The sequence below is a fragment of the Falsirhodobacter halotolerans genome (assembly GCF_022899245.1).
GTDB lineage: Bacteria > Pseudomonadota > Alphaproteobacteria > Rhodobacterales > Rhodobacteraceae > Falsirhodobacter > Falsirhodobacter halotolerans.
Window position 1 is genome coordinate 58723 of sequence record NZ_JALJAZ010000002.1, and the last position, 25679, is coordinate 84401.

Annotated in this window: 22 protein-coding genes; 10 read left to right on the forward strand and 12 right to left on the reverse strand. The window is 68.5% G+C overall.

Features of this window, described 5'->3' with window-relative positions:
* The first annotated feature begins 4 nt into the window (after positions 1 to 4).
* Genes MU449_RS13685 through MU449_RS13710 form a run of 6 tightly spaced genes read left to right on the forward strand, consistent with a single transcriptional unit; the run spans position 5 to position 6492 of the window.
* Positions 5 to 1594 (forward strand): ABC transporter substrate-binding protein, encoded by a 1590-nt coding sequence (locus MU449_RS13685; protein ID WP_244739155.1) that lies wholly within the window; start codon positions 5 to 7, stop codon positions 1592 to 1594.
* The gene (locus MU449_RS13690; protein WP_244739156.1) at positions 1591 to 2655 is read left to right on the forward strand and encodes an ABC transporter permease; all 1065 of its coding nucleotides are present in this window, start codon (positions 1591 to 1593) and stop codon (positions 2653 to 2655) included. Before MU449_RS13685 ends, MU449_RS13690 begins: the two co-directional genes overlap by 4 nt.
* Positions 2656 to 2664: 9 nt before the next feature.
* Positions 2665 to 3555 carry an ABC transporter permease gene (locus MU449_RS13695; protein ID WP_244739157.1) on the forward strand — a complete coding sequence of 297 codons (891 nt, stop codon included), beginning with the start codon at positions 2665 to 2667 and terminating at the stop codon, positions 3553 to 3555.
* A gap of 7 nt (positions 3556 to 3562) precedes the next feature.
* Positions 3563 to 4411: an ABC transporter ATP-binding protein gene (locus tag MU449_RS13700; protein ID WP_244739158.1), complete on the forward strand. Its 849-nt coding sequence runs from the start codon at positions 3563 to 3565 to the stop codon at positions 4409 to 4411.
* Complete coding sequence (locus MU449_RS13705; protein WP_244739159.1) at positions 4408 to 5169, forward strand: ABC transporter ATP-binding protein; 762 nt, start codon at positions 4408 to 4410, stop codon at positions 5167 to 5169. Before MU449_RS13700 ends, MU449_RS13705 begins: the two co-directional genes overlap by 4 nt.
* Before the next feature lie 9 nt (positions 5170 to 5178).
* Complete coding sequence (locus MU449_RS13710; RefSeq protein WP_244739160.1) at positions 5179 to 6492, forward strand: MmgE/PrpD family protein; 1314 nt, start codon at positions 5179 to 5181, stop codon at positions 6490 to 6492.
* On the opposite strand, the gene MU449_RS13715 is transcribed toward MU449_RS13710, so the two are convergent.
* Together MU449_RS13715 and MU449_RS13720 are read right to left on the reverse strand one after the other, a co-directional pair.
* Complete coding sequence (locus MU449_RS13715; RefSeq protein ID WP_244739161.1) at positions 6480 to 7424, reverse strand: LysR family transcriptional regulator; 945 nt, start codon at positions 7422 to 7424, stop codon at positions 6480 to 6482. The genes MU449_RS13710 and MU449_RS13715 overlap by 13 nt on opposite strands.
* A 170-nt stretch (positions 7425 to 7594) precedes the next feature.
* Positions 7595 to 8998, reverse strand: a complete 1404-nt coding sequence (locus MU449_RS13720) for an amidohydrolase family protein (protein ID WP_244739162.1) — start codon at positions 8996 to 8998, stop codon at positions 7595 to 7597.
* 334 nt (positions 8999 to 9332) lie between these two features.
* Between MU449_RS13720 and MU449_RS13725 the strand changes: the two genes are divergently transcribed.
* From MU449_RS13725 to MU449_RS13740, 4 genes are all read left to right on the forward strand, one after another.
* Positions 9333 to 10169 carry a glutamine amidotransferase-related protein gene (locus MU449_RS13725; protein WP_244739163.1) on the forward strand — a complete coding sequence of 279 codons (837 nt, stop codon included), beginning with the start codon at positions 9333 to 9335 and terminating at the stop codon, positions 10167 to 10169.
* Between the two features lie 70 nt (positions 10170 to 10239).
* Complete coding sequence (locus MU449_RS13730; RefSeq protein WP_244739164.1) at positions 10240 to 13341, forward strand: TRCF domain-containing protein; 3102 nt, start codon at positions 10240 to 10242, stop codon at positions 13339 to 13341.
* A gap of 115 nt (positions 13342 to 13456) precedes the next feature.
* Positions 13457 to 15235: an SLC13 family permease gene (locus tag MU449_RS13735; protein ID WP_244739165.1), complete on the forward strand. Its 1779-nt coding sequence runs from the start codon at positions 13457 to 13459 to the stop codon at positions 15233 to 15235.
* Positions 15236 to 15265: 30 nt separating this feature from the next.
* Positions 15266 to 16183 carry an AEC family transporter gene (locus tag MU449_RS13740; RefSeq protein WP_244739166.1) on the forward strand — a complete coding sequence of 306 codons (918 nt, stop codon included), beginning with the start codon at positions 15266 to 15268 and terminating at the stop codon, positions 16181 to 16183.
* Here MU449_RS13740 and rlmF read toward each other — a convergent pair.
* The 10 genes from rlmF to gsiC all read right to left on the reverse strand — a co-directional run bounded on the left by rlmF (position 16180) and on the right by gsiC (position 25657).
* A complete protein-coding gene (rlmF, locus tag MU449_RS13745; protein WP_244739167.1) occupies positions 16180 to 17085 on the reverse strand; it encodes a 23S rRNA (adenine(1618)-N(6))-methyltransferase RlmF in 906 nt (301 codons plus the stop codon). The genes MU449_RS13740 and rlmF overlap by 4 nt on opposite strands.
* 86 nt (positions 17086 to 17171) lie before the next feature.
* Entirely contained in the window at positions 17172 to 18707 is a 1536-nt protein-coding gene (locus MU449_RS13750) for an aldehyde dehydrogenase family protein (RefSeq protein ID WP_244739168.1), read from the reverse strand.
* Positions 18704 to 19675, reverse strand: a complete 972-nt coding sequence (locus MU449_RS13755; protein WP_483299409.1) for an NAD(P)-dependent oxidoreductase — start codon at positions 19673 to 19675, stop codon at positions 18704 to 18706. Before MU449_RS13755 ends, MU449_RS13750 begins: the two co-directional genes overlap by 4 nt.
* A complete protein-coding gene (locus MU449_RS13760; RefSeq protein ID WP_244739172.1) occupies positions 19672 to 20583 on the reverse strand; it encodes a LysR family transcriptional regulator in 912 nt (303 codons plus the stop codon). The genes MU449_RS13755 and MU449_RS13760 overlap by 4 nt, the downstream gene beginning before the upstream one ends.
* Positions 20584 to 20647: 64 nt before the next feature.
* Positions 20648 to 21142 carry a hypothetical protein gene (locus MU449_RS13765; protein ID WP_244739174.1) on the reverse strand — a complete coding sequence of 165 codons (495 nt, stop codon included), beginning with the start codon at positions 21140 to 21142 and terminating at the stop codon, positions 20648 to 20650.
* A 10-nt stretch (positions 21143 to 21152) separates the two neighbouring features.
* Positions 21153 to 21959 (reverse strand): DUF3100 domain-containing protein, encoded by an 807-nt coding sequence (locus MU449_RS13770; protein ID WP_244739175.1) that lies wholly within the window; start codon positions 21957 to 21959, stop codon positions 21153 to 21155.
* A 107-nt stretch (positions 21960 to 22066) separates the two neighbouring features.
* Positions 22067 to 23005: an isoaspartyl peptidase/L-asparaginase family protein gene (locus MU449_RS13775; RefSeq protein WP_244739176.1), complete on the reverse strand. Its 939-nt coding sequence runs from the start codon at positions 23003 to 23005 to the stop codon at positions 22067 to 22069.
* A gap of 20 nt (positions 23006 to 23025) precedes the next feature.
* The gene (locus MU449_RS13780) at positions 23026 to 23844 is read right to left on the reverse strand and encodes a M55 family metallopeptidase (protein WP_244739177.1); all 819 of its coding nucleotides are present in this window, start codon (positions 23842 to 23844) and stop codon (positions 23026 to 23028) included.
* Between the two features lie 11 nt (positions 23845 to 23855).
* The gene (locus MU449_RS13785; RefSeq protein WP_244739178.1) at positions 23856 to 24740 is read right to left on the reverse strand and encodes an ABC transporter permease subunit; all 885 of its coding nucleotides are present in this window, start codon (positions 24738 to 24740) and stop codon (positions 23856 to 23858) included.
* Entirely contained in the window at positions 24737 to 25657 is a 921-nt protein-coding gene (gsiC, locus tag MU449_RS13790; RefSeq protein ID WP_244739179.1) for a glutathione ABC transporter permease GsiC, read from the reverse strand. Before gsiC ends, MU449_RS13785 begins: the two co-directional genes overlap by 4 nt.
* Between the last annotated feature and the right edge of the window lie 22 nt (positions 25658 to 25679).

Genomic DNA, 25679 nt, shown 5'->3' on the forward strand with positions numbered 1-25679 from the left:
AACCATGAACCTTCGCACTCGCCTGCTGACCGGCGTGGCCTGCCTTATGGCCGCCCCCGCGCTGGCCGCCACCCCCGACAACGCCCTTGTCATGGCGTGGAACATCGACGCCATCTCCACCTTCGATCCGGCCCAGATCGGCGAGGTGGTGACAAGCGAGCTGGTCTCCAACACCTGCGAAAACCTTGTGGAATTCCGCCCCGACGCGGAATCCGAGGTGGACCCCGCCTTCGCCACAAGCTGGGAGATGAGCGAGGACGGCAAGGAGCTGACCTTCCATCTGCGCCAAGGGGCGGTCTTCCCCTCGGGCAACCCGGTCACGGCGGAGGACACGATGTGGTCCTTGAAGCGCGTGCTGACCCTTGGCTTCGGCAACGCCGCCGCGCTGACCGAATACGGGTTCACCGTCGAGAACATGGACGCGCGCATCACCGCCCCCGACGACCATACGCTCGTGCTGAAATTCGATCAGGTCTATCCCGAAAACCTGCTCCTTCAGGCGATCGGCGCCTATCGCGTTTCGGCCACGCTGGACCGCGCGACGATCATGGAGAACGAGCAGAACGGCGATCTGGGCAACGCCTATCTGAACGCGCGCACCGAATGCCTTGGCCCCTATCGTCTGGTGCAGTGGAATCAGGGCGAGGGCATCGTGCTGCAAGCCAACGAGAATTACGACGGACCCGCCCCCGGCATCCCGCGCATCCTGATCCGTCACGTCGCCGAAACCGGCACGCAGCGCCTGTTGGTGGAACAGGGCGACGTGGACGTGGCGCGCGATCTGACGCCCGACGATCTGGCCGCGCTGGATGCCAATCCCGACACCGAAATCGTCTCGGCGCTGAAGCCGCAACTGATCTTCACCACCATGAACGTCGCCCGCCCGCCTTTCGACAACGACAAGGTGCGCCTCGCGATGAAGTACCTGATCGATTATCAGGCCTTGGGCGACACGGTGATGAACTATCTGGGCCAGCCGTGGAACAGCTTTGCCCAATCGGGCGCCTGGGGCGCGCTGGAGGGGGATGAGGGCCGTCCCTTCCACCTTGATCTGGAGCGGGCCAAGGAACTGCTGACCGAAGCGGGCTATCCCGACGGGTTCACGACGACCCTGCTCATCGGGTCGCTGCCGTGGTCCTCGCCCCTGGGCCAGCATCTGCAACAGAACGCGGCCAAGATCGGCGTGACGCTGAACATCGAACAGATGGCCAACGCGCAGCTGTTCGCCCGTGCCCGCGCGCGCGATTTCGACGCGATCATCATGGCGTGGATGACCAGCGTGCCGGACGCCCATGGCAACGCCTCTCGCCTTGTGTCCAACCCCGATAATTCGGACGAGGCGATGCTGACCCAATACCCGTCCTGGCGCGCGAATTATTTCGATCCGGACATGAACGCCCGCGTGGCCGACGCCCTGACCGAAACGGATGACGACGCCCGCCGCGCGAAATACCGCAGCCTGCAGGAAGACTGGATGCAGACGGGCGAAATGGCGATCATGTTCCAGACCTTCAACGTCGCCGCCATCCGCAGCAACGTGGACGGCTGGACGTGGAACGGCTTCCGCACCTATTACGAGAAGGTGACGAAGTGACGGCCCTTGCCCGCACGCAGACGCGCCCCCGCAGAAGGGGGCGCCGCGCCCCCTCCCGCCCGCTGGCGATCCTGTCGCGCGTGGGGTCGGTGATCGTGACGCTGCTGGGGTTGGCGGCGCTGACCTTCCTGATCGGGCGGCTGTTGCCGCTCGATCCCGTGCTGGCGGTTCTGGGCGACAACGCCACGCCCGAAGCCTATCAACGGATGTATGTGCAGATGGGGCTGGACCAGCCGCTTCTGGTGCAGTTCGGCCATTACCTCTGGGATCTGGTCCGCCTCGATTTCGGCAATTCCCTCCTGTCGGGCCGCTCCGTGGCCGAGGAGATCGCCCGCGTCTTTCCCGCCACGCTGGAACTGGCGACCGTGGCGATGGTGATCGGCACCGGCATCGGCGTGCCCCTTGGCGTGGTGGCCGCCGTTTACCGCAACACATGGATCGACCACACCGCCCGCATCCTGTCGCTGATCGGATATTCCGCGCCGAACTTCTGGCTGGGGCTGATGGGGCTTGTGCTCTTCTATGCCATGCTGGGGTGGGTCGGCGGGCCGGGGCGGATCGACTTCATTTATGAATTCGACCTCAAACCCGTGACCGGCTTTTATCTTCTGGACGCGCTTCTGGCGGGCAACTGGGCGGTGTTCGGCAATGTCTTCAGCCATATCATCCTGCCCGCCGCGATCCTGGGCCTGACCTCGCTGGCCTATATCTCGCGCATGACGCGTTCCTTCATGATCGAGCAGCTGGAGCAGGAATACGTCATCACCGCCCGCGCCAAGGGGCTTGGCCTGTGGCGCATCGTCTGGCTGCATGTGTTCCGCAACATCGCCGTGCAGGTGATCACCGTGATCGCCCTCTCCTACGCCTTTCTGCTGGAAGGGGCCGTGCTGACCGAGACGGTCTTCGCCTGGCCGGGTTTCGGGCGGTTCCTGACGAACTCGCTTCTGGCGGGCGACATGAATTCGGTGGTGGGCTGCACGCTTCTGATCGGGGTGATCTTCGTGATGCTGAACCTGATCTGCGACCTCCTGTACCGCATCCTCGACCCCCGCACGCGCTGAGGTATCCTTATGACAGCCCTTTCCCCCGCGGCCCTCGGGCCCCGCACCCCGGCCGAGGCGCGCCTTCAGCAGCTTCGCATCACCGCGTCGAAACTGCGGCGCAACGGATCGGCCATGTTCGGTCTGGTCCTGCTGATCGTGATCTTCGGGGCGGCGATCTTCGCGCCGCTTCTGGCCACGCATGACATCTATGCCCAGAACCTGGCCAACCGTCTGGCCGGCCCGTCGGCCGAACACTGGCTGGGCACGGACGAGCTGGGGCGCGACATCTGGTCCCGCCTGCTTTATGGCGGGCGCATCACGCTCTACATCGCTTGCCTGACCGCCGCCATCTCCGCCCCGATCGGGCTGATCGTCGGGATGGTGTCGGGGTGGTTCGGCGGCTGGGTCGATGTGGTTCTGATGCGGATCACCGAGATTTTCCTCGCCTTTCCGTCGCTGATCCTCGCGCTGGCCTTCGTCGCGGCGCTTGGGCCGTCCATCGACAACGCGATCATCGCCATTTCGCTGGCCACATGGCCCCCCATCGCCCGTCTGGCGCGGGCCGAGACGATGATGATCCGCCGCGCCGACTATATCGCTGCGGTCCGCCTGCAGGGGGCATCGGCCTGGCACATCATGACGCGCCACATTGCGCCGATGTGCGTGCCGTCGGTCATCGCGCGCGTCACGCTGAACATGGCGTCGATCATCCTGTCGGCCGCCGGTCTGGGCTTTCTTGGCCTTGGCGCGCAGCCGCCCAGCCCGGAATGGGGGGCGATGCTGTCTTCAGCGCGGCAGTTCATCCTGTCGAACGGGCATGTCGCGGCCGCCCCCGGCCTTGCGATCCTGATGACCTCGCTGGCCTTCAACCTTGTGGGCGACGGCCTGCGCGACGTATTGGACCCCCGCCATGACTGAAATTGGCATGACTGACCCCGTTCTGACGGTCGAGAACCTGAACATCCACTTCAAGGGCGCGATGCGCACCACCCATGCCGTGCGCGGCGTCAGCTTCACCCTGGGGCATGAAAAGCTGGGCATCGTCGGCGAATCCGGCTCGGGCAAAAGCCAAACGGGGCGGGCGATCATGGGCCTGTCGCCGCCTTCGGCAAAGATCACGGCGGATCGGCTGGCCTTCGGCGCGACCGATCTGCTGACCGCCAGCGAAAAACGGATGCGCGCCATTCGCGGGTCCGAGATCGCGATGATCCTGCAGGACCCGAAGTTCAGCCTGAACCCCCTGATGCGCGTCGGCAAACAGATCGCCGAAGCCTATCGCACCCACCACAAATGCAGCGCGGCCGAGGCGAAGGAGCGTGCGCTGGCGATGCTTGACAGCGTGCACATCCGCGATCCGAAACGCGTCTATGACGTTCTGCCGCATGAGGTGTCGGGCGGAATGGGCCAGCGGATCATGATCGCGATGATGCTGATCCCCGAACCGAAGCTGATCATCGCGGACGAGCCCACTTCGGCGCTGGACGTGACGGTGCGGCGGCAGGTGCTGAACGTTCTGGACGAATTGGTGGACCGGACGGGGGCCAGCCTGATCTTCATCAGCCACGATCTGAACCTTGTGGCCGATTTCTGCGACCGGGTGCTGGTCATGTATGCGGGCCGCGTGATGGAGGATCTGCCCGCCCGCGATCTGGGCCGGGCGAAACACCCCTATACCCGCGCGCTTCTGGACAGCCTGCCCCGGCTGGACCAGCCGCGCGACGAACTGGCCGTCATCCGGCGGCAGGACGAATGGCGGACCGGAGCGCTGACATGAAAGACACCATCCTTGAGGCGCGCGACCTGACCATCGGCTTCGGCTTTGGCACAAGCGAGGTTCTGGCCGTGGACGGCGCGACCTTCGACATCCGGCGCGGCGAATCCTTCGGCCTGATCGGGGAATCCGGCTGCGGAAAATCGACGATCCTGCGGGCGGTGGCGGGCCTCAACCCCGATTATGACGGCGATCTGCTGTTCGACGGGCGCGAGCTTCCGGCAAAACGCCGCCACGAACACGTCCGCGCGATGCAGATGGTGTTTCAGGACCCCTACGGCTCGCTTCACCCGCGCAAGATGGTGCAATCGGTGCTGGCCGAACCCGTCAAGCTGATGGGGCTGGGCGACGAACAGCGTCGCATTGACGAGGTGCTGCGCAATGTGGGCCTCGGGCCGGAGTTCCGTTTTCGCTATCCCCACGAACTGTCGGGCGGGCAGCGCCAGCGCATCGCCATCGCCCGCGCCCTGATCGTGGAGCCGAAGATGCTGCTCTTGGATGAACCGACAAGCGCGCTGGACGTGTCGGTGCAGGCCGAGATCCTGAACCTTCTGTCCCGCCTGCGGCGCGAAATGGGCCTGTCCTATCTGATGGTCAGCCACGACATTGCCGTGGTGGCCCATATGTGCGACCGGGTGGCGATCATGCGGCATGGCCGCATCCTTGAGGAGGTGACCGCCGCCGATGTCCGCGCGGGCCGGGTGCGCGAGGCGTATACCCGCGAATTCCTGGCCGCCTCGGCCCCCGCCATCACCGTTTGAAAGACCGCCATGACCGTTCTGGACCAGATCGCCGCCCGCATCGCCGGGGGCTGCCCCATCACCCCAGCCGACCGCCGCGCGGCGGTGGAGGCCATCATCGACACGCTGGCCTGCATCGTCGCGGGGCGGGATGACGACGCCACCCGCGCGGTCATCGCCGCCAAACCCGCAACGGGCGGGCCGTGCGACAGCGTGGCGGGGGCCACCGACGCGGCGACGGCGGCGCTGATCAATGGCGTCGCGGGCCATGCGCTGGATTTCGACGACAATTTCGGCCCGGGGATGAGCCATGCTTCCGCCGTCATGGTGCCCGCCTTGATCGCGGTGGGCCAGCAAACGGGGGTGACGGGGCGGCAGTTGGTCGATGCCTATCTGGCCGGGCTGGAGGCGCAGGCGCTGGTGGGTCAGGGGGTGCGCCCGCAGCATTACACCGCCGGTTGGCACGGCACATCCACCATCGCGCCCATCGGCACGGCGGCGGGGGCGGCGATGCTGATCGGGGCGGATGGGGTGCAGGCGATGTCGCTGGCAGTATCGACGGCCTGCGGGCCGAAGGGGCAGTTCGGCACCTCGGCCAAGCCGTTCCACGCCGGGGCCGCCGCGCGCAACGCGACCGAGGCGGCGCTGCTGGCCCGCGCGGGCCTTCGCGGCCGGGCCGACATTCTGGAAGGCCCGCAGGGGTTCGGCGAGTTGTTCGGCGCGGGCGTCCCCGCCATATGGGACATCGTGCCGGATGCCCCGCATGTCATCGGCGTGGAGGGCCTGTCGCCCAAGCTGCATCCCTGCTGCGGATCGACGCATAACGCAATCGACATGCTGCACGACCTGCGCCGCGATCCGGGCTTTGCCGCCGATGACGTGGCCCATATCACCATCGCCGTGGCGCTCGCGAATTACCGCAACCTCGCCTATCCCGACCCGCAGACCGAGATGGAGGCCCGGTTTTCCATGCAATACTGCTTGGCCCGCGCCCTGCATCAGGATGTCCTGTCGCTGGCCGATTTCACGCCGGCGGCCATATTCGCCCCCCATATCCGCGCCGACATGGCCAAGGTGGAGATGACCCTGCTGCCCGAAAACGAACAGGCCGCCGCGCTCAAGGCCGCGCACCGAATGACGGTGCGCCTGAAGGACGGCCGCGTGGCCGAGGCGGCCCGCAGCCATGCGCGCGGCACGATCCGCGACCCGCTGACCCCCGACCAGAGGCGGGCCAAGTTCGCCGATTGCACCGGGCGGCCCGACCTGCACGACCGGCTGCAGGATCTGGACGCCCTGCCCGACCTGCGCCTTTTGGGCGAGGTGCTGCGCCTTCAGCCCGCCTGACCCCGTGCGCGCAGCGGGATGACCGTGTCGCCCGCCGCCGCCAGCGCGCGGCTTGCGTCCCACACCCGCTGCACCACCCCGCGGGCGGGTCCGCGCGCCCGGATCAGCTGCACCGTCAGATCGAGGGTCCAGTCCGGCCCACCCGCCATGACCAGCCGTCCATCCGCCAGATGGTCGGCCACCAGCACCTCCGGTATCCAGGCCAGGCCGCCGCCCACCTCGGCCAGGGATTGCAGGCCGATGCTCATGGCGTTGGTCGCGACCACGTTCAGCGCGCGGGGACGGGCGTTGAGCAGCGGGGCCAACGCCTGGGCGAAGAACGACGCGGTGCCATAGCTGAGGAATTGCACCACGCCCCCCGCATCCAGATGATGCAGCGCCCGTCCATCCTCCGCCGGGGCGGACACGGGAACAAGCCGGTCGTGCCGCAGGGTCAGCGTCTCATACCGGGCGGGATCGAGGCCGGTCGCCACGGAAGGATGGGCATAGGTCAGCAGCAGGTCGTTCTCGCCGTTGCGGAACTGGCGCAGGGTCTGGGCGTAGGCGGAACACGACCCCGGATTGCCAAGATGCAGCGGCCCCAGCGTGCGCTCCACCTCCCGCCGCCATTGCGGAAGATAGGCGACGCGCAAGGTGTGCAACGCCGCCACCCGCACGATGTTGCGATCCACCAGCGCCACGGCGCGGACCCCGGTGCGCATCCCGTGGAACCGGGCCACGATCTCGCGCGCTTGGGGCACCATCGCCGCCCCTTCGGGCGTCAGGTCGATGGGATAGGTGGACCGATCGACCAGCGCCGCCCCGACCCAATGTTCCAGCGCCCGGATGCGCTTGGACAGGGTGGATTGCGTGATGTTGCGCGCCTCGGCCGCGCGGGAAAAGTTGCGCAGGTCGCTCAGGCTCAGGAAATCTTCCAGAAGTTTCATGTCCATGGCACGGCTCCGGCAAGGAACGGGATGGGTTCAGAAGGCGGCATGGGCGAGCCTTGGTCAATCGCGAACCCGGCCCCGCCCCCGGCGCGGGGCTGTGGATGGGCATTTACCGGGCGCGGATGGTCACGGTGCAGGCACCGTGAAAGCGGCGAATGCGGGCGCATCGGCCGTTACAGGGCAGGCTGAATCGACCGGAATTGAAAGGGCGGCGTCGTTCTTGTCCGCAGGCCCTTGGCCTGCAGATGCGCCTCGGCCTCGGGCGGGCAGAGGATCGTCGCCCCCTGCCCCACCACCACGCCGTCGCGCAGAATCGGCTGGCCGCCGCCGAAGCTGGACACCGCCCGCCGCCGCGCAAGGTCGATCAGCGTGATGTCGGCATCCGCGCCCACCCCCAGATGCCCCTTGGTGGGCAGGCCCATCATCCGCGCCGGCTCCACCGAGGTTTTCACCACGAAGTCGGCCAAGGTCAGCGCGTTCAACGCCACCAGCGCCAGCCCGCGATCGCACAGGTCGTTGCGCGGAATGCCACCGCCATCGGTGGCCAGCGCGTCGATGGCAAAGCGCCCGTTGGCCCGTTTCATGACCGCCAGATTGATCCGCGCCTCGGGCGGGTTGACGTGGAAACTGCACCCGATGTCGGTTTCCGCCGCGCGAAAGGCCTCCAGCGCCGCCTCGCCCACGGCCAGATGGTTTTCCCCGTCCCGCAGCATGTGGACATGCGCCCACCCGGCCAGGATCGCGGCCTCCATCCCCTTGGCAGTCGGATCGAACCCGCCCTTGACCAGATTGCGCTGCGTCGCCACGCTTTCGGGAATGCCGTTCGCGCATTTGGCGGAATTGCCGTTGAACGGCGCAAGATAGCTTTCGGACCAGATGTTGGGATGCGCCTCCAGCAGGTCGCACGCCTCCCGCGTTTCGGTCAGGATGTGATCCTGGGTGCCGCGGACATAGGCGTTCACATGCGGCAGATGCAGCGGATGGCCCGCCGCCAGATCGACCGCCTGGCGCAGGCCGCGCATGTCCTGCGGCGTGTCCAGCGTCCCTGCGTGAAAGGCCACATGCGCGCCTTCGTCGGCGCACAGCGCGATGACGCGGGCCGTCGCCTCGGCCGTCAGGGGGAAATGGCCGCCCAGAACCTTCAGGCCGATGGCCCCTTCGGCGCGGGCGCGGGCCAGATGGTCGCGCAGTTCGTCGGTCAGGGGGTTGGCGGTGTCCACCGTATGGCCGGGGCGGACATAATCGATGCAGGCCAGCGTCAGGCCCGTGCCGTGACGCGCCGCCAGATCCATGACCGAGGCCACCGGCCCCGCCATGTCCAGCGCCGTCGTCACCCCCGCCCGCGCCAGCATCCGGTGGCCCGCCGCCCCGCCCAGCCAGGACGACAGGTGGACATGCGTGTCGATGATGCCGGGCAGGATGTGCAGGCCGGACGCATCCACCTCCTCCCGCGCGGGGCCGAGGGAATGACCCACCGCCGCGATCCGCCCCCCGTCGATCGCGATGTCGAACACGCCGTCGCGGGTGTTGACGGGGTCGGTCACATGACCGCCGCGCAGGATCACATCATGCGGCATCGGGTGTCTCCATCTCAGGGTGGTCCGACCCTTTGCCTTCGGCGCGCGGGTGGAACAGGGTCGGCGGGGCGGCCGTCGGATGTCGTGTCATGCGGGGGCCCTTGTCCATTGCGGACGGGAATGGGCCGGATGATCCCGTGCCACAATCCTGAATCGCGGCCATGGGGGCCCCGGACATACAAGCCGCGTTCATATGACGGCCTGTGCCGCAAATGGCACCGTGGCGACACGGAAATGAGGCAGTTTGCAAACCCGAGGTCGGGCGGCGATCGGTCGCATGAACCTTATCGGCCCGCGCGCGTTCCATACCTGCCCCACCCGAAAGGTCCGCCCCTTGCCCCTGCGCATCCTCGTCGTTTCCAGTGAAACCGCCGCCCAGCAAGAGGAGCGCCGCGCCTATTCCGGCGCGGCCTCGCATGAAATCTATGCCAAGGCGTTGCGGCGGATGCGGCCCGACATCGACCTGGCGAATGTGTCCTGCGTGAGCCCGGATCCGGCGGGGGCGGGGGATCTGAGCCGCTACTCTGGGGTGATCTTCGCAGGCTCCCCCATCCAGATGCACGAGGACAGCGCGGAGACCCGCGCGGCGGCGGCGTTCATGGCGCGGGTGTTTTCGGCGGGGGTCCCGTCTTTTGGCTCCTGCGCGGGGATGCAGATCGCCGCCGTCGCCGCCGGGGGGGCCACCGGCCCGCGCAAGGCGGGGACCGAGGTCGCCTTCGCCCGCGACATCACCCGCGCGCCCGAGGGGGAGGATCACCCGCTCTTGGCCGGACGCCCCGCCACCTGGGCCGCGCCCGCGATGCATTCCAGCGTGGTGACCCGCCTGCCCCCCGGCGCCCGCCTTCTGGCGTCGAACCCCGACACGCCGGTGGAGGCGGTGGAGATCCGGCACGGGACCGGCCTTTTCTGGGGCGTGCAATATCATCCCGAACTGTCCTTGCGGGAAATCGCCGCCTCGCTGTGCCATCAGGGGGACGAGGTGATCGCGCAAGGTCTCGCCCAGGGTCCGTCCGAGGTGCGGGCGATGTCGGACCGTCTGATCGCCCTGAACGATCAGCCGCAGCGCCGGGATCTGGCCTGGCAGACGGGGTTGACCACGGAAGTGACCCTGTTCGAACGCCGCACGGTGGAAATCGACAATTTCCTTCGCGCCCTCGAGGCAGGTGGGTAAGGGGCACCGCGGGAACCGGCGCTGCCGCCAACCGTTGCCCCGCCGCCCACCCGCGCCAAGGACCATCCCCATGCCCGACCTGCCCCCCGTCGCCCTTGAAGCGATCGCGTTTCTGACGGAGGGGGAACCGACCGGCCCCCGGCTGCACATCGTGCCGGACGAGGCGACCGCCGAAGGGCTGACGGCGTTCCTGCAGGACGTTCTGCCGGACCGGCGGGTCGCGTGGTTTCCGGGGTGGGACGTGCTGCCCTTCGATCCGATCCGCCCCACGGTGGATGTGATGGGGCAGCGGATGGCCATCCTTGCGCGGGCGGCGGCAGGGGGGGTGGACACGGTCATCGTCACGCTGCCCACCCTTTTGCAGAAGCTGCCCCCCGTCGGGGCCGCGCCGTCGCGCCGGGTGCAAGTGGGCGACGATCTGGACATCGACGCGCTGGCCGATTTCGCGCGGGCGGCGGGCTATGTCGCGGATGACCGCGTCGATCTGCCGGGCGAGATCGCCTTTCACGGCGCGACGGTCGAGGTGTTCGCGGCGGGCGACGGCCACCCCTGCCGGATCGAAATGGACGGCGCGACCGTCAAATCCCTGCGCTGTTATGACCCCATCACCCAGCGGTCCACGGGCGAGGTGACGTGGCTGGACATCGCCCCCGTGACCGAATTCCCGCCGGAGGAGGACGCCGTCTGGCCCGAGATGGCCACCCTGTTCGACCATTTGCCCACGGCCCGCGTGACCGCGCTGGACGGAACGCTGGATCGCGCGCCGGCGGAATTCGCCCGCCTGACGCGCCAGCACAAGGACGCGGCCGAGGATGCCGCCACGCCGCCCGCCTTCGACCGCCGCATCATCGCCCCGAAGGCGTGGGACACCTTGCGCACTCGGATCGAGGTGCGGCCCGTGCCGGACGGCGCGCCCGTGCCCGCCTTCGCCCGCGATCCGCAGCCGCGCCGCGCGTTCCGCGACTGGCACGGCGCCTATGCGGGGCGGACGGTTCTGGTGGCCGGATCGGGCCGCGAACGGACCCGTCTGGCGCGGATGATCGGCGCGGCGGTGCACAAGGCCGAGAGCTGGGCCGACGCCGTCGACCACCCTACGGCGATCGTCGTGGCGGATCTGACCTCGGGCTGGGTGGCGGGCGATCTGGCGGTGATCGCCGCGCAGGACGTTCTGGGCGGTCAGGCCGAGGCCCCGGCCCGTGTGGCCCGCTGGGTGCTTCCCCAACCCGTCCTTACGCCGGAGGTGGACGACATCGTCGTGCATGAGGATCACGGCATGGCCCGTTTCGGCGGGCTGGAACCGATGGCCGCGACCGCGTCGGGGGCCGAGGCGATCCGCCTGATCTTTCGCAACGACGAACGCCTGCTGGTTCCGGCGGCGGAGGCGGGCAAGATCTGGCGCTATGGCGCGGACCCCGCCGGGGTGGCGGTGGATAAGCTGAACGGCGCGGCCTGGAACAAGCGCCACGCGGCCACCCGCACGGCGCTGAGCGCGCTGGCCCGGAAGCTGGTCGCGGCCATGGCCGACCGCCGCGCGGCAAAGGCCCCCAAACTGGTGGCCGACCCCGCGCGGTTCGAGGAGTTCGTGGCGGGGTTTGCGCATTCCCTCACCTTCGATCAGGCGACAGCGGTGACGGACATCCTGGCCGATCTGGCCTCCGGTCGGCCCATGGACCGGCTGCTGATCGGCGATGTGGGATATGGCAAGACCGAGGTCGCCCTGCGCGCCGCCGCCGCCGTCGTGCTGGCGGGGCGTCAGGTGGCGATCTGCGCGCCCACCACCGTTCTGGCCCGCCAGCATTTCGAAACCGTCCGCCGCCGGTTTGCCCCGCTCGGGCTCAAGGTCGGCCATCTGTCGCGCCTCGTGTCGGCCAAGGACGCGCGCGCGACCCGCGCCGGGCTGGCCGACGGATCGCTGCGCGTCGTGGTCGGCACCCACGCGGTGGTGGGCAAGGGCGTGACCTTCGCCGATCCGGGCCTGATGATCATCGACGAGGAGCAACGCTTCGGCGCGGCGCAAAAGAAGGCCCTTCGCGCCCTTGGCCGCGATCTTCATGTCCTGTCGATGACCGCGACGCCCATTCCGCGCACGCTGCAAACCGCGCTGATCGGGCTGCAGGATCTGAGCGTGCTGACCACCCCACCCGCCCGCCGCCGCCCCATCCGCACGGCGATCACCCCGCACGACGACGCAGCCCTGACCCGCGCGCTGCTGCGCGAACGGCGGCGCGGCGGCCAAAGCTATGTCGTGGTGCCGCGCGTCGAGGATATCCCCGAGGTGTCGGCCAACCTGAAGCGTCTTCTGCCCGGGCTGGACATCCGCGACATCCACGGCGGCCTGACGGCGGCCGAGATCGACCGAACCATGGTGGACTTCGCCGCGGGCCGGGGGGATGTGCTGCTGGCCACCGCCATCATCGAAAGCGGTCTGGACGTGGCACGCGCCAATACGATGATCGTGCTGCGCCCCGATCTGTTCGGCCTTGCGCAATTGCACCAGTTGCGCGGGCGTGTGGGGCGGGGGGCGGTGCAGGCGTGGTGCCATCTCATGCCCTCGGACCCGCTGTCCGACGCGGCCCGCGCGCGGCTGGAGGCGCTGGTCGCCGCCGACCGGCTGGGCGCCGGCATGGCGCTGAGCCTGTCCGATCTGGACCATCGCGGCGCGGGCGACCTTCTGGGCGACAGTCAGGCGGGGCATGTCCGCCGCATCGGGGTCGGCCTGTATCAGGCGACGCTGGCCCACGCGCTGAAGGCGGCGGCGCAGGTGGACACGGGGGACGCGCTGCCCGACTATCACGGGGATGGTGGGCATCTGCCGACCGAGTATATCGCCGAACCGGGGCCGCGCCTCGATCTTTACCACCGGATCGCGCATGTCGCGACCGCTGCCGACATCGACCGCATCGCCGACGAGATGGCCGACCGCTTCGGCCCCACGCCCGAGCCGGCGGAGACACTGGCCCATACCGCGCGCCTGCGCCTTCTGGCGCGCGATTGCGGGGTGTCGGGGATCACGGTCGGCCCGAAGGGGCTGTCCCTCGCCACGGCGGATCCCGCCGGGCTGGCCGAACGGCTGGCCGATATCGAAGGGGTGATCTGCGACGAGGGCCGCCTGAACCTCGCCTGTCCCGACGGCGCGATCCGGGCCGAGATCCTGTTGGAACGGCTGCAGTGAAATTGCGCGGCGGGCATGTCAAACCGGGAACGGGGGTCTATCTTCACGGTGTTGTGCGGTCCTGCCGGTGCCGACGTCCGATCCGGCCCGACCGCCGCCCTCAGGAGCGCGCGCCTTGTTCATCGATCTTGTCGGAGCGAACGCTCCGTATCTGGCCCTTGCCATTCTTGCCTTGCTGTTCGTGGCCTTCGCGCTTGAGGTGTATCCGCCCGATGTGACCGCCGCCGGGGCCGCCGCCCTGTTCATCCTTCTGGGGCTGGTGCCGCAGGATCAGGTGATGGACGTCTTCGCCAATTCCGCCCCCATCACCATCGGGGCGATGTTCGTCGTGTCGGGCGCGCTGGTGCGGACCGGGGTGCTCGATGCGCTGGCCAAGCTGATCATCGCCCATGCGCGCCACCGGCCCGTTCTGGCGGTTGTCACCTTTCTGGTGGCGACGGTGGCGGGATCGGCCTTCATGAACAACACGCCCGTGGTGCTGGTGCTGATCCCCGTGGTCGTCCGGCTGGCGGCCAGTCTGAACCTTGCGCCGACGCGGCTGCTGATCCCGCTGTCCTATATGGCGATTTTGGGCGGGACGTGCACGCTGATCGGCACATCGACCAACATTCTGGTGGACGGGATCGCCACGCAGAACGGCCTTGCGCCCTTTTCCATCTTCGAGATCGCGCCCGTGGGTCTGGTGACGGCGGCGGTGGGGGCGGTGTCGCTGTTGATCCTGGGCCGGTGGCTTCTGCCCAACGGCCCCACGGCGGGCGAGGTGGACAGCGACGAGGTCGACTTCCTGTCCGATGTGATGATCCTCAAACCCTATGCCGGGGTGGACGCCCCGCTGGCGGAGGCCGCCGATTTCAACCGGGACGGGGTGCGCGTGTCGGGCGTGCGGCGGGCGGGCACGATCCTGCGCAATCTGGACGACATCGTGCTGCAGGCGGGCGACGCGGTGATCGTGGTGACCAACACGTCCGAATTGCTGACACTGGCCGAACAAAAGGGGCTGAGCGTCGGGATGCGTCGCCGCCTCGCCCTGCCGCAGGATGCCGAATTGAAGGTGGTGGAGGCGATCGTGACGCCCAACGCCACCTCGGGGCGGCGCATCGCCGATCTGACGCTGGGCCGGAACGCGGGCGTGCGCATCCTTGGCGTGTTCCGCCACGGCCATGTCGCGGGGGCGGATCTGTCCAGCACCCGGCTGCGCCCCGCCGACCGCCTGCTTCTGGAGGCGACGCCGGACGGGCTGCGCGCCCTGTCCGAAAGCCGCGACGTCGTTTCCATCTCCGAAACCGGCGGGCGGGCGTATCGGCGCAAGCAGGCGCCCATCGCCCTTCTGGCGCTGGCCGGGATCGTGGGGTTGGCCGCGTTCAACGTCATGCCCATCGGCATTCTGGCCCTGATCGCCGTGGCGGCCATCCTGGTGCTGCGCTGCATCGACAGCGACGAGGCGTGGCAATCCATCGAAGGCTCTATCCTCGTTCTGATCTTCGCCATGCTGATCATCGGCGTGGGGCTGGAAAACACCGGCGCCGTCACCGTGATCGTGGAGGCGTTGACCCCCCTTCTGAACGGCCTGCCGCCCTTCGTCACGCTGCTGGCGGTCTATGCCATCGCCTCGATCCTGACCGAGATCGTGACCAACAACGCCGTCGCCGTCGTGTTCACCCCCATCGTCATCGCGCTGGCGTCCCAGATCGGGGTGGACCCCCGCCCCTTCGTGGTCGCCGTGATGATGGCCGCCAGCGCCAGCTTTGCCACGCCGATCGGATATCAGACAAACACGCTGGTCTATCTTGCGGGCAACTACAAATTCGTGGACTTTCTCAAGATCGGGCTGCCGATGAACGTCATCGTGGGCCTGACCTCCACCCTTGCGATCACGGTGTTCTTTCCGATGTGACCGGGGCGAACCCCGCATGAAAGCGTATCGATGACCGCCACCGTCTTGTCCGCCCTGATCCCCATCGTCCTGCTGATCGGGCTGGGGGCGGTGCTGAAACAGCGGGCGTTCCTGGCCGACGCCTTCTGGCCGCAGGCCGAACGGCTCAGCTATTACATCCTGTTGCCTTGCCTGTTGTTTCATGGCCTGGCCTCGGCCCCGCTGGGGGCGCTTCCGGTGGTCGATCTGGTGGCGACGCTTGTTCTGGCCACGGGGGCGGTGGCGGGGGTCGTGCTGGCGCTGCGGCCGGTGCTGGGGGTGGATGGGCCGGCCTTCACCTCGGTCTTTCAGGGCAGCATCCGGTTCAACAACTATGTCGGAGTGACCTTGGCCGCAGGTCTGTTCGGGGCCGAGGGCGTGGCCCTTGCCGCGCTGTGCAATGCCGCGATCATTCCCACGGTCAACACGCTGTGCGTGCTGGTCTTCGCCCGCCACGGCACCGCCCGCCTGAACGCGCGGGGGGTGGTGCGCCAATTGGTGACGAACCCGCTTCTTCTGGGATCGGCGGGGGGCATCCTGTTTCAGGTCTTCGGCCTGTCGCTTCCGCCGGGGATCGCGCCCGCGATGGCGACGCTGGGGGCGGCATCCTTGCCGCTGGGGCTGCTGTGCGTCGGGGCGGCGTTGGAGTTTCGGGCCGCCCGCCGGTGGATGCGGCCGGTGATCGCCTCCTCCGTCATCAAATTCGCGGTCATGCCGGTGATGACGCTGATCGTGGCGCGGGCGTTCGGCCTGGGCGGTCCGGCGCTGACCACCGCGCTGCTGTTTCAGGTTCTGCCCACCGCCTCCTCCGCCTATATCCTGGCGCGACAATTGGGGGGCGATGCGCCGCTGATGGCCGGGATCACGGCCACGCAGACGGTGGCGGCGCTGGTGGCCATGCCGGTGGTCCTGATCTGGCTGGTGCCCTAGGGCGCGCGCGCGCCCTTGGGGTGGAAGGTCCAGGCAAGGAACCGGCTGGTCTTCTGGCCCTGCGCCATGTCCACGATCCGCGTTTCGGCCACGCCCGTGCGGGCCAGACGGCGCGACAGCGGCTTCAGGCTGTCGCCGCGCGACACAAGCGAGGTGAACCACAGGCACTGATCGGCCACCTCCACGCTCTGGTCGATCATGCGGGCGACAAAGCCGATCTCGCCCCCCGGACACCACAGCTCCGCCTGCTGGCCGCCGAAGTTCAGATCGCCCGTATCGCCCTTTCCAAGGTTGCGCCATTTGCGGCGGCTGCCCCGGTCGGCCTGTTCGGGACTGGCGTGGAACGGCGGGTTGCACAAGGTCAGGTGGAAGATGTCCTTCGGCCCGACGACGCCGCGAAAGATATCCTCGGGGTCGGGCTGGTGGCGCAGCGTGATCGGCAGGTCGTTGGCCGCGCAGATCGCCCGCGCCGAGGCGAGCGAGACCGGATCGACATCGACGCCCGTGAAATCCCAGCCATAGTCGTGCCGCCCGATCAGAGGATAGACGAGGCTGGCCCCGGTGCCGATATCCAGCACGCGGATGTCGGGGCCGCGCGGGATCTCTCCGCCATTCCCCTCGGCCAGAAGGTCGGCCAGGTGGTGGATGTAATCGGCGCGACCGGGAATCGGCGGACACAGATAGGCGGGGGGAATGTCCCAGACCTCCACCCCGTAATGCGCCCGAAGAAGCGCGCGGTTCAGCGCGCGCACCGCCGCCGCATCCGCGAAATCGATCGTCATCCGCCCGCGCGGGTTGCGGGTGACGAACCCCGCCAGTTCGGGCGTGCGCGCCGTTAGAAGCGCGAAGTCATAGCCCGCGCGATGCGGGTTGCGCGGATGCAACCGGGGTGGGACAGCCATGACAAACCTTCGCGCAACGGGGCGCATCCCCCGCGCCCGACCGAGCGGCGATCTTAGATCGTCCGCGCGGCGGGAGGAATAGGGGATCAGCCGGGGGCATATCCGAAGCTGACCGGCGGTTCGGCGGCGGTTTCGACCCAGACGCTCTTCGTCTGGGTATAGGTCATCAGCGCCTCCTGCCCCGAGGACCGGCCATAGCCCGACCGCCCGAACCCGCCGAAGGGCGAACAGACGTTGATCGTCTTGTAGGAATTGACCCAGAACGTCCCCGCCCGGACCTGTGCCGCCATCCGGTGCGCCCGTCCGACATCCGCCGTCCAGACCGCGCCCGCCAGACCGAAGGGGGTGCCGTTGGCCAGCGCCACGGCCTCCTCCTCCGTCTCGAAGCCCAGGACGGAGACGACGGGGCCGAAGATCTCCTCGCGCGCGACGGACATGTCGGGGGTCACGCCATCCAGGATGGTGGGCGCGAAGTAAAAGCCGCCCGACGCCTCCAGGGGCGCGGGACGGGCGCCGCCCGCCGCGATCCGGGCGCCCTGCGCCACGCCTTCGGCGACCATCGCGCCGATCTTGTCCCACTGGCGGCGGTTGTTGATCGGGCCGACATGCGTCGCCTCGTCGAAGGGATGGCCAAGGGCAATGCGGTCCGCCGCCTCGGCATAGGCGGCGACGAAACGGTCCTTGATCGACGCGTGCACCAGAAGGCGCGATCCCGCGACGCAGCTTTGGCCCGCGCCGGCAAAGATCGCCGCCTGCGCGCCGACGACGGCGCGGTCCAGATCGGCATCGGGAAAGACGATATTGGCCGATTTCCCGCCCAGTTCCAGCACGCACGGCACCGTGTTGCGCGCCGCCGCCGCCGCGATGGCCGACCCCGCCTCGGCCGAGCCGACAAAGACCACGAGGCCTGTCTTGGGATGGGTGACGCCCGCCTGCCCCGCCGTGGGCCCCGCCCCCGCGATCACGTTCACCAACCCGCGCGGCGCGCCGCCAAGTTCGCACATGCGGCCAAGGATCAGGGTGGACAGCGGGGTCAGTTCCGAGGGTTTGATGACGACGCCGTTGCCGGCGCAGATCGCGGGGGCGATCTGCCAGCCGCCGGTGAACAGCGGCGCGTTCCACGGCGTGATCTGCATCACCACGCCGACCGGCTCTTGCCGGGTGTAGTTCAGGTGGCTGGACGGCACGGGGATCACCGCGCCATAGATCTTGTCGCACCATCCGGCGTAATATTCGAACATCTCTGCCACGCGCAGCGCCTCGCCCCGGATGTCGCGGATGGGACGTCCGGCGGACCGGCTCTCGATCTCGGCGATCAGGGGAGCGTGGGCGCGGATCTGCGCGGCGATGGCCCACATGATGCGGCCGCGCGCGGCGGCGGGCATGGCCATCCATTCGCGCTGCGCCCGTTCGGCGGCATCCATCGCGGCGTCGATCTGCGCCTGTCCTGCATCGGAAAAGGACGCAAAGACCTGCCCCGAGGCGGGGTCCGTCAAATCCAGCGACGCGCCGGAGCCCGCGACGATCTCCCCCCCGATCAGGCTGCCGAGATCCGCCCCCGGAAACACCTCGCGATAGAGCGAGAGGATGCGATCGGCCTGTTCCTGCGCGTCGATGATCATTGGTCTTGTCCTTTCGGGCGGAAGTCGCCCATGCGGGTGAAATCGTCGGTGGCGGCCAGGGGCGAGGTCGCCCACAGGTCCGCCGCCCGCGTCGTAAGCGGCAGGTCCGTGCCGGTATCCGCCGCCAGCTTGCGCGCCAGTCGGACGTCCTTTTGCATCAGGGCCATGGTGAACCCGCTGTCGAAACCTTCATTCATCACCCATGTGGGGAAATGCACCTCGGACATCATGGATCGGCCCGAGGCGGCGTTCAGCACCTCCAGCGCCGCCTCGGCGGGCACGCCCGCCGCTTCGGCCAGACGCAGCCCTTCAGCGGTGGTGACCATATGCGCCGCGCACAGAAGGTTGTTGACCAGTTTGGCCACATTGCCCGCGCCGCTGTCGCCCACATGGATCGCCTTGGCCGACAGCGCGTCGATCACCGGGCGGGCATCGTCCAGATCCGCCGCCGTGCCGCCGATCATCATCGTCAGCGCGCCATTGGCCGCCCCGGAGGGGCCGCCCGACACCGGCGCATCCAGAAACCCGTGCCCCATGTCGGCCAGCGTCGCCGCCACCGCCCGCGACACGTCGGGTTCAGAGGTGGAGGTGTCGATCACCACGATCCGCCCACGGTCCTGCAGCACGGGCCGCACCTTGTCGATCACGCGCGCCACATCCTGCGCGGTGGGCAGGGAAAAGACGATGCGGTCGGCGGCGAACACCTCCTCCAGCGTGGTGACGGGGGTGATGCCGCCATCCTGCGCCAGATCCAGCCGTGCGGGCGACAGGTCGAACCCCCGCGTGGCAAAGCCCGCGCGCGCGGTCGACAGGGCCATCCCCAACCCCATCGCGCCCAATCCGACGACCCCGACCGTCATGCCCTCTGTCATGGTGCCCTGCCCTTCCTGATATTGATCCCCAAGGATGGCGCAAAACCGGAGCGTTGCGCTAGCGACCCCGCCACGGACAGGGTGTTGCGATTTCAGGAACGGTCGGTGAAGCTTGCCATCGCGCCTTCCAGATGATCCGCCAGCTGCGCGACCGAGGCGGGCAGCCGCCGCCGCGCCCGCACCATCAGATGGGCCGAGGCGCTGGTGAAGGCCAGATCGGCCAGCTCGCGCACCTCGGCCGCGCCGTCGGCCAGATCCATCGCGACCGAGGCGCGGGGCAGGAACGCGATCCCCATGCCCGCCGTCACGAAACGGCGCAGCGCGTCGATGGAGGTGGTGATGAGCCGCGGCGCCAGGGCCAGCCCGCTGTCCAGCGCCACGCGCGCCAGAAGGTCCGTCGTGCCGTGCCCGGCGGGCAGCAAGGCCACCGGATGGCGCAGACACTCGGCCAGCGCCACCCGGTCGCCCGCCGCCAGCGGATGACCCGGCGGCAGCACGGCGCACAGGGGATGGCGGGCCGAGGCGACGGAGCGCACCGCCCCCGTCACCGGCGGATTGTAGGCGATGCCGATATCGCTGTCGCCATTGGCCAGCGCGTCCAGAACCGCGTCGGTGGACCCGATCCGCAATTCGTACCGCACATGCGGGGTCGCGGTCAGAATGCCCGCCAGGCCGTTCTGCACGAAATCGGCCAGAAACCCTTCGCCGCAATGAATGCGGACGTTGCGCTGCTGCACGCCGCGCAGGTCGCTCAGCTGCTCTTCCAGCATCCCGAACTCCTCCACCGCGCGGCGGGCGTGTTCCAGGACCAGGTTTCCGGCATCGGTCAGGGTGACGCCGCGCGCGCTGCGGTCGAACAGGGGCACGCCCAGATCCCGCTCCATCACCGCGATCTGGCGCGACACGATGGACGGGGCAAGGCCCAGATGCGCCGCCGCCGCCCGGATGGAGCGGAAGCGGTGCACGGCCAGATAGATGCGGATGTCGCGGGCGTCGAGGGTCATCGCCGGACGATGCGGACCCTCGCCCCCGGTTGTCAAGAAGGCGTGCCCCCGCGCGGCCGGCCGGTCATCCCAGCAGCCGCAAGGTCAGATCGGCGATGATGACCGAGCCGAGATAGGTGCCCAGCATCACGCAGACCGCGATGATCGCGATCTTCCAGCCAGACGTCCGGGCGATCGCGAATTCCTTGGCCGACAGGGCCAGCCCGCCATAGGCCAGCGCGGGCGTGGCCAGGGACAGGAAGTTGATCTTGCCCACATGTTCCACGACCCAGTCGGCCCCCGGCACGCCGGGAATGGTGATGACGATGGCGATCAGCGACACCCAGGCGACCGACGGCAGATAGAACGGCAGGAACCGCGACAACATCAGCCCCACGACCGAGCAGACATAGAGGATCGCCATCCCAGGAAACGCCTCCAGCGCGCCCACGCCGGTGGAGACGTAATTGGCGACGGTGCCGATCACGCAGGCGATCAGCAACAGGATCGCCGTCTCGCCCACCCGGATGCGGCGTTCGTCGGTGGCCTCGATGTCGAGTTTCAGGTTTTCGGTTTGCATGATCGCGCCCTCAATACAGGTCCGGCCGCGCCTTGCGGAACAGCCATTGGGTCAGGGGAAGGGCGATGAACAGGCCCACGTAAAGTCCGGTGGCATAGGTCAGCACGTTGGACGCGCCCGCAAGACCGAGGATGAGATCCTTGTTCTCCGGCTCGGCCGTGACAAGTCCGCCGGTGCAGGCCGCCAGCATGGAGCCGGAGCCGACGCCGCAGGACATGGCCAGCGCGCGGATGTCGAACACGCCCGTCGCGTGCACCAGCACCGGAATGATGGCGAAGACGAACGTCCCGATCAGCGTGCCCGTGGCATAGACGCCCATGATGCCCGCGCCTTCGGGGCTGTCGAGGCCGTATTTCTCGGCCACCAGCGCAAGGTTGGGCTCGCGGTCGATGGAATAGACGGCGCCCACCGTTTCGCGCCCCATGCGCAGGACATAGACGGCGATCGGGAACGCGAGGACGATGGTGCCGAGGTTGCCCAGTTCCTGCAACAGCAGGGCGGGACCGGCGGCGATGATCGCGTCGATCTGCGGGCCGACGGTGGTGCCGAACTTCGCCACGAAGGGGGTGATCGCGATGGTGATCATGCCGCCCGCGAACTTCTGCACGGTGGGCGTCAGCACCCGCCCCGTGGCCCGCGTGATGTTGGGGTTCAGCGCGATGCCCATGGCAAAGGCGTAAAGCATCGGCAAAAGAATGATCGCCGCAATGCCGATCGGAATGCGGATGATGCCGATCGCCTCGGCGACGACGACGATGAGAAGGACGAGGCCGTGCAGCGCAAGGTGCCCGCGTCCGAAGATGGCCGATCCCGGCATTCCAATCTCCCTGTTATGGTTTTTTCCGGCCAGTATGCAAACCGCGCCGCCGCGCAACCAGCCCCCGAACTGGGACAGCGTGTTGCGCCTTGCGGAACGGTCGCGGGTCAGTCCTGACCGAACAGGGCGGTGCGGATCTCTCCGCTTTGGTCGCACCAGGCGCGATACATGCCGGGGCTGTTGAACGGCAGGGCGATGTTGCCCTGCCGGTCCACGGCGATCAGACCGCCCGAACCGCCCCGCGCGCCCAGTTCCGTCACGACATCGGTGGCGGCGCGCGCCAGATCCTGACCGGCCCACCGCATCCGGGCGTCGATTTCGTGGCCCGCCGCCCAGCGGATGAAATATTCCCCATGCCCCGTGGCGGACATGGCCAGCGTGGCGTCATCGGCCCAGGTTCCGGCCCCGATGACCGGGCTGTCGCCCACGCGGCCCGGCAGCTTGGCCGTCATCCCGCCGGTGGAGGTGGCCGCCGCAAGGTGGCCGTGGCTGTCGCGGGCCACGGCACCGACCGTGCCGTGCTTGCGCGCGGGATCGCCGTCATCGGGCAGGTTCAGGCGGCGGCGTTCCAGTTCGGCCTCCAGCGCCGCGCGGCGGGTGGGGGTGCCGAACCATTCGGGGGGCTGCATCTCCAGCCCCGCCTCGGCGCAGAAGCGGGCCGCCCCCTGCCCCGTCAGAAGGACATGCTCGGTCCGTTCCATCACCGCGCGGGCGGCCAGGATCGGATGGCGCGGCCCGCAGATCCCGGCCACCGCCCCGCAGGCGCGGGTCGCCCCGTCCATCACGGCGGCGTCCATCTCATGCGTGCCGTCGGCGGTGAAGACCGCGCCCCGGCCTGCGTTGAACAGCGGCTCATCCTCCAGCGCCATGACGGCGGCGGTGACCGCATCCATCGCCGACGCGCCTTCCTGCAGCCGCGTCAGCCCCGCCTGAAGGCAGGCGCGCAGGGCGGCGTGCAGGGCGGCCTCCTTCTCGGGCGTGATCCGGCTGGGCAGGATGGTGCCCGCCCCTCCGTGCAGGGCGATGACGGGGGTATGAGAGGTCATGGGGGCATCCTTTCGAAGGGTCAGCGGAGCGCGAAGCTCATCGCGGAGAGGGCGGTCATCCAGCCGATCACCTCAGCCATGGAGCGGCAGTCGAAGGCGACGGTGACCGGATCGAGGCGGAGGGCGGGGGGCAGAACGGCGAACTGGTCGGCCAGCGCCGCGCGGCTGGCGCGAAACTCGGCCCGGAAGGGGCCTTCGGGGCGGGGCGGGGCTGCGCGATTCCGGCGGCGGACCGCGCGGCCGGCCGCCTCGCGCAGCAGCGCGCGGGCGCGGACCACCGACACCTGCCGGGCCGCGCGTTCGCCGAAGGCCTGCTTGACCACGACATGTTCGGCCTCGGGGAACAGCGGGCGGTTTTCGGCTGCCGTCCGGTCATCGCCGGAGATCAGCGCCACCGGGATCCCCAGTTCGGCGGCATAGGCGCCGTAGATCGCAGGCTCGCCGCAGGGGATGCCGTTGATCCGCACCTCGTGAAACGCGGTCCCGTTGGTGGTGTGGGACAGGACGCCGCCGCCGCCCGCGCGCGAATGATGGCCCACCATGCAGAAAAGATCGAAGCCCACGTCCAGCCCGCAGGCCATGTTCATGGGCTTGGGCTTGCCCAGGATCAGGTCGGCGGCGGGGTGCAGGCGATCGGGCAGAAGATTGATCATGGCCCCATGCGCGTCGTTGACCACCACCTCGGTCGCGCCGCCTTCCAGCAGACCCTCGACGACGGCATTGACCTCCTCGGTCATCAGGATGCGGGCCTTTTCATGATCGGCATGGCCCGCCTGGCATTGCGACGGGGCGACGACCCCCGCCACCCCTTCGATATCGGCCGAGATATAGACGCGCATGATCGCCCCCTTCAGCCGTTGCGCAGCTTGGGGTCCAGCGCGTCGCGCAACCCGTCGCCCAGCAGGTTGAAGCCCAGAACCGTCAGGAAGATCGCAAGGCCCGGAAACAACGTCAGGTGATCGGCCACGCCCATATAGGTGCGCCCGTCCGCAAGCATCGCCCCCCATTCCGGCGACGGCGGCTGCGCGCCCAGACCGATGAACGACAGCGCCGCCGCCGTCAGGATCGACGTGCCGATCCGCATGGAGAAATAGACGATCACGTTGGGCAGGGTGCCGGGCAGGATGTGGCGCATCATGATGACCCGGTCGGCCACCCCGATCGCGCGGGCCGCGTCGACATAGACGGCCTGCTTCAGTTGCAGCGTCGTCCCCCGCGCCAGCCGCGCAAAGACCGGGATGGAGAAGATGGCTACCGCATAGATGACGTTGGTGATCCCCGGCCCCAGGATCGCGATGACCGCGATGGCCAGAAGGATGCCCGGAAAGGCCAGCAACAGATCGCACAGCCGCATCACCGCGCTGTCGATCCAGCGCCCGTAATACCCCGCGATGATCCCCAGCCCGACCCCGCCGATCGCGCCCAGCGTGACCGACAGGAACCCCACGGCAAGCGAGATGCGCGCCCCCCAGATGATCCGGCTGAAGATGTCGCGGCCATAGGTGTCGGTTCCGGCCCAGTGTGCCGCACTCGGCCCTTTCAGGACGTTGGTGTAATCGGGCACGGCGGGGCCGTAAGGGGCGATCCACGGGGCAAGGACCGCGGCGGCGATCAGCAGCGTCAGGAACGCCAGCGCCACCAGCGCCACCTTCTGCTGCAGGAAACGTTTCCAGAATTCGGCAAGCGGCTTGCGGGTCTTGCCGACGGCGCCGGCGTTCAGGCTGACATCGGTCATTTGTAACGGATCTCCGGGTTGGCGAAGACGTAGAGGACGTCGACCAGAAGGTTGATGAGGATGAACTGGATCGAGAACATCAGGACCAGCGCCTGAATGACCGGATAGTCGCGATAGCTGACGGAATCGACCAGCAGACGCCCCACGCCGGGCCAGGCGAACACCGCCTCGATCACGATGGAGCCGCCCAGAAGAAAGCCGAACTGCAACCCGACCATGGTGATGATGGGGATCAGCGCGTTGCGCAGCGAATGGCGCCAGATCACGCGGCGTTCGGGCACGCCCTTGGCGCGGGCGGTGCGGACGTAATCCTCACGCGCGATCTCGATGAAGGCGGAGCGGGTGAAGCGCGCCATCACGGCGGCCACGCCAAGGCCAAGGGTGAAGGACGGCATCAGAAAATGCTGCCATGTGCCGTATCCGCCCGTGGGCAACCAGCCCAGCCGGACCGAAAAGAGGTTGATCAGCAAAAGCCCCAGCCAGAACGGCGGGAACGAGATGCCGGACACGGCCAGAACCATCCCGCCGTAATCCTGCCACCGCCCGCGTTTCACCGCCGACACGACGCCGATCAGAAGGCCGATTGCCACGGCCCAGACCATCGCGAAGATCGTCAGCCAGACGGTGGGCATGAGCCGCATCCCGATCTCGTCGATGACGGGGCGGCGGGTTTTCAGCGAGGTGCCGAAATCCCCCTGCAGCGTGTTGCCGACATAGGTGAGGAACTGTTGCGGCAACGGCCGGTCCAGCCCCAGCGAGGCGCGCACCGCCGCCACGTCCGCGGCCGTCGCCTCCGGTCCCGCCACAAGCCGCGCCGGATCGCCGGGCAGAAGGTGCACGAAAGCGAAGACGGCGATCATCACCATCACCACGACCGGAACCGTGCCCAGCAAGCGTTTGATCAAGAAAGATAGCATGAGGTCCTTCGTCCCGACCGGC

Excerpts from the sequence above, each read along its gene's own strand:
- MU449_RS13785 (WP_244739178.1), bottom strand. The coding sequence starts at position 24,740 with ATGACCGATGTCAGCCTGAACGCCGGCGCCGTCGGCAAGACCCGCAAG.
- MU449_RS13700 (WP_244739158.1), top strand. The coding sequence starts at position 3,563 with ATGACTGACCCCGTTCTGACGGTCGAGAACCTGAACATCCACTTCAAG.
- MU449_RS13770 (WP_244739175.1), bottom strand. The coding sequence starts at position 21,959 with ATGCCGGGATCGGCCATCTTCGGACGCGGGCACCTTGCGCTGCACGGC.
- MU449_RS13730 (WP_244739164.1), top strand. The coding sequence starts at position 10,240 with ATGCCCGACCTGCCCCCCGTCGCCCTTGAAGCGATCGCGTTTCTGACG.
- MU449_RS13710 (WP_244739160.1), top strand. The coding sequence starts at position 5,179 with ATGACCGTTCTGGACCAGATCGCCGCCCGCATCGCCGGGGGCTGCCCC.
- MU449_RS13760 (WP_244739172.1), bottom strand. The coding sequence starts at position 20,583 with ATGACCCTCGACGCCCGCGACATCCGCATCTATCTGGCCGTGCACCGC.
- rlmF (WP_244739167.1), bottom strand. The coding sequence starts at position 17,085 with ATGGCTGTCCCACCCCGGTTGCATCCGCGCAACCCGCATCGCGCGGGC.
- gsiC (WP_244739179.1), bottom strand. The coding sequence starts at position 25,657 with ATGCTATCTTTCTTGATCAAACGCTTGCTGGGCACGGTTCCGGTCGTG.
- MU449_RS13750 (WP_244739168.1), bottom strand. The coding sequence starts at position 18,707 with ATGATCATCGACGCGCAGGAACAGGCCGATCGCATCCTCTCGCTCTAT.
- MU449_RS13685 (WP_244739155.1), top strand. The coding sequence starts at position 5 with ATGAACCTTCGCACTCGCCTGCTGACCGGCGTGGCCTGCCTTATGGCC.
- MU449_RS13715 (WP_244739161.1), bottom strand. The coding sequence starts at position 7,424 with ATGGACATGAAACTTCTGGAAGATTTCCTGAGCCTGAGCGACCTGCGC.
- MU449_RS13775 (WP_244739176.1), bottom strand. The coding sequence starts at position 23,005 with ATGACCTCTCATACCCCCGTCATCGCCCTGCACGGAGGGGCGGGCACC.
- MU449_RS13740 (WP_244739166.1), top strand. The coding sequence starts at position 15,266 with ATGACCGCCACCGTCTTGTCCGCCCTGATCCCCATCGTCCTGCTGATC.
- MU449_RS13780 (WP_244739177.1), bottom strand. The coding sequence starts at position 23,844 with ATGCGCGTCTATATCTCGGCCGATATCGAAGGGGTGGCGGGGGTCGTC.
- MU449_RS13705 (WP_244739159.1), top strand. The coding sequence starts at position 4,408 with ATGAAAGACACCATCCTTGAGGCGCGCGACCTGACCATCGGCTTCGGC.
- MU449_RS13695 (WP_244739157.1), top strand. The coding sequence starts at position 2,665 with ATGACAGCCCTTTCCCCCGCGGCCCTCGGGCCCCGCACCCCGGCCGAG.
- MU449_RS13720 (WP_244739162.1), bottom strand. The coding sequence starts at position 8,998 with ATGCCGCATGATGTGATCCTGCGCGGCGGTCATGTGACCGACCCCGTC.
- MU449_RS13765 (WP_244739174.1), bottom strand. The coding sequence starts at position 21,142 with ATGCAAACCGAAAACCTGAAACTCGACATCGAGGCCACCGACGAACGC.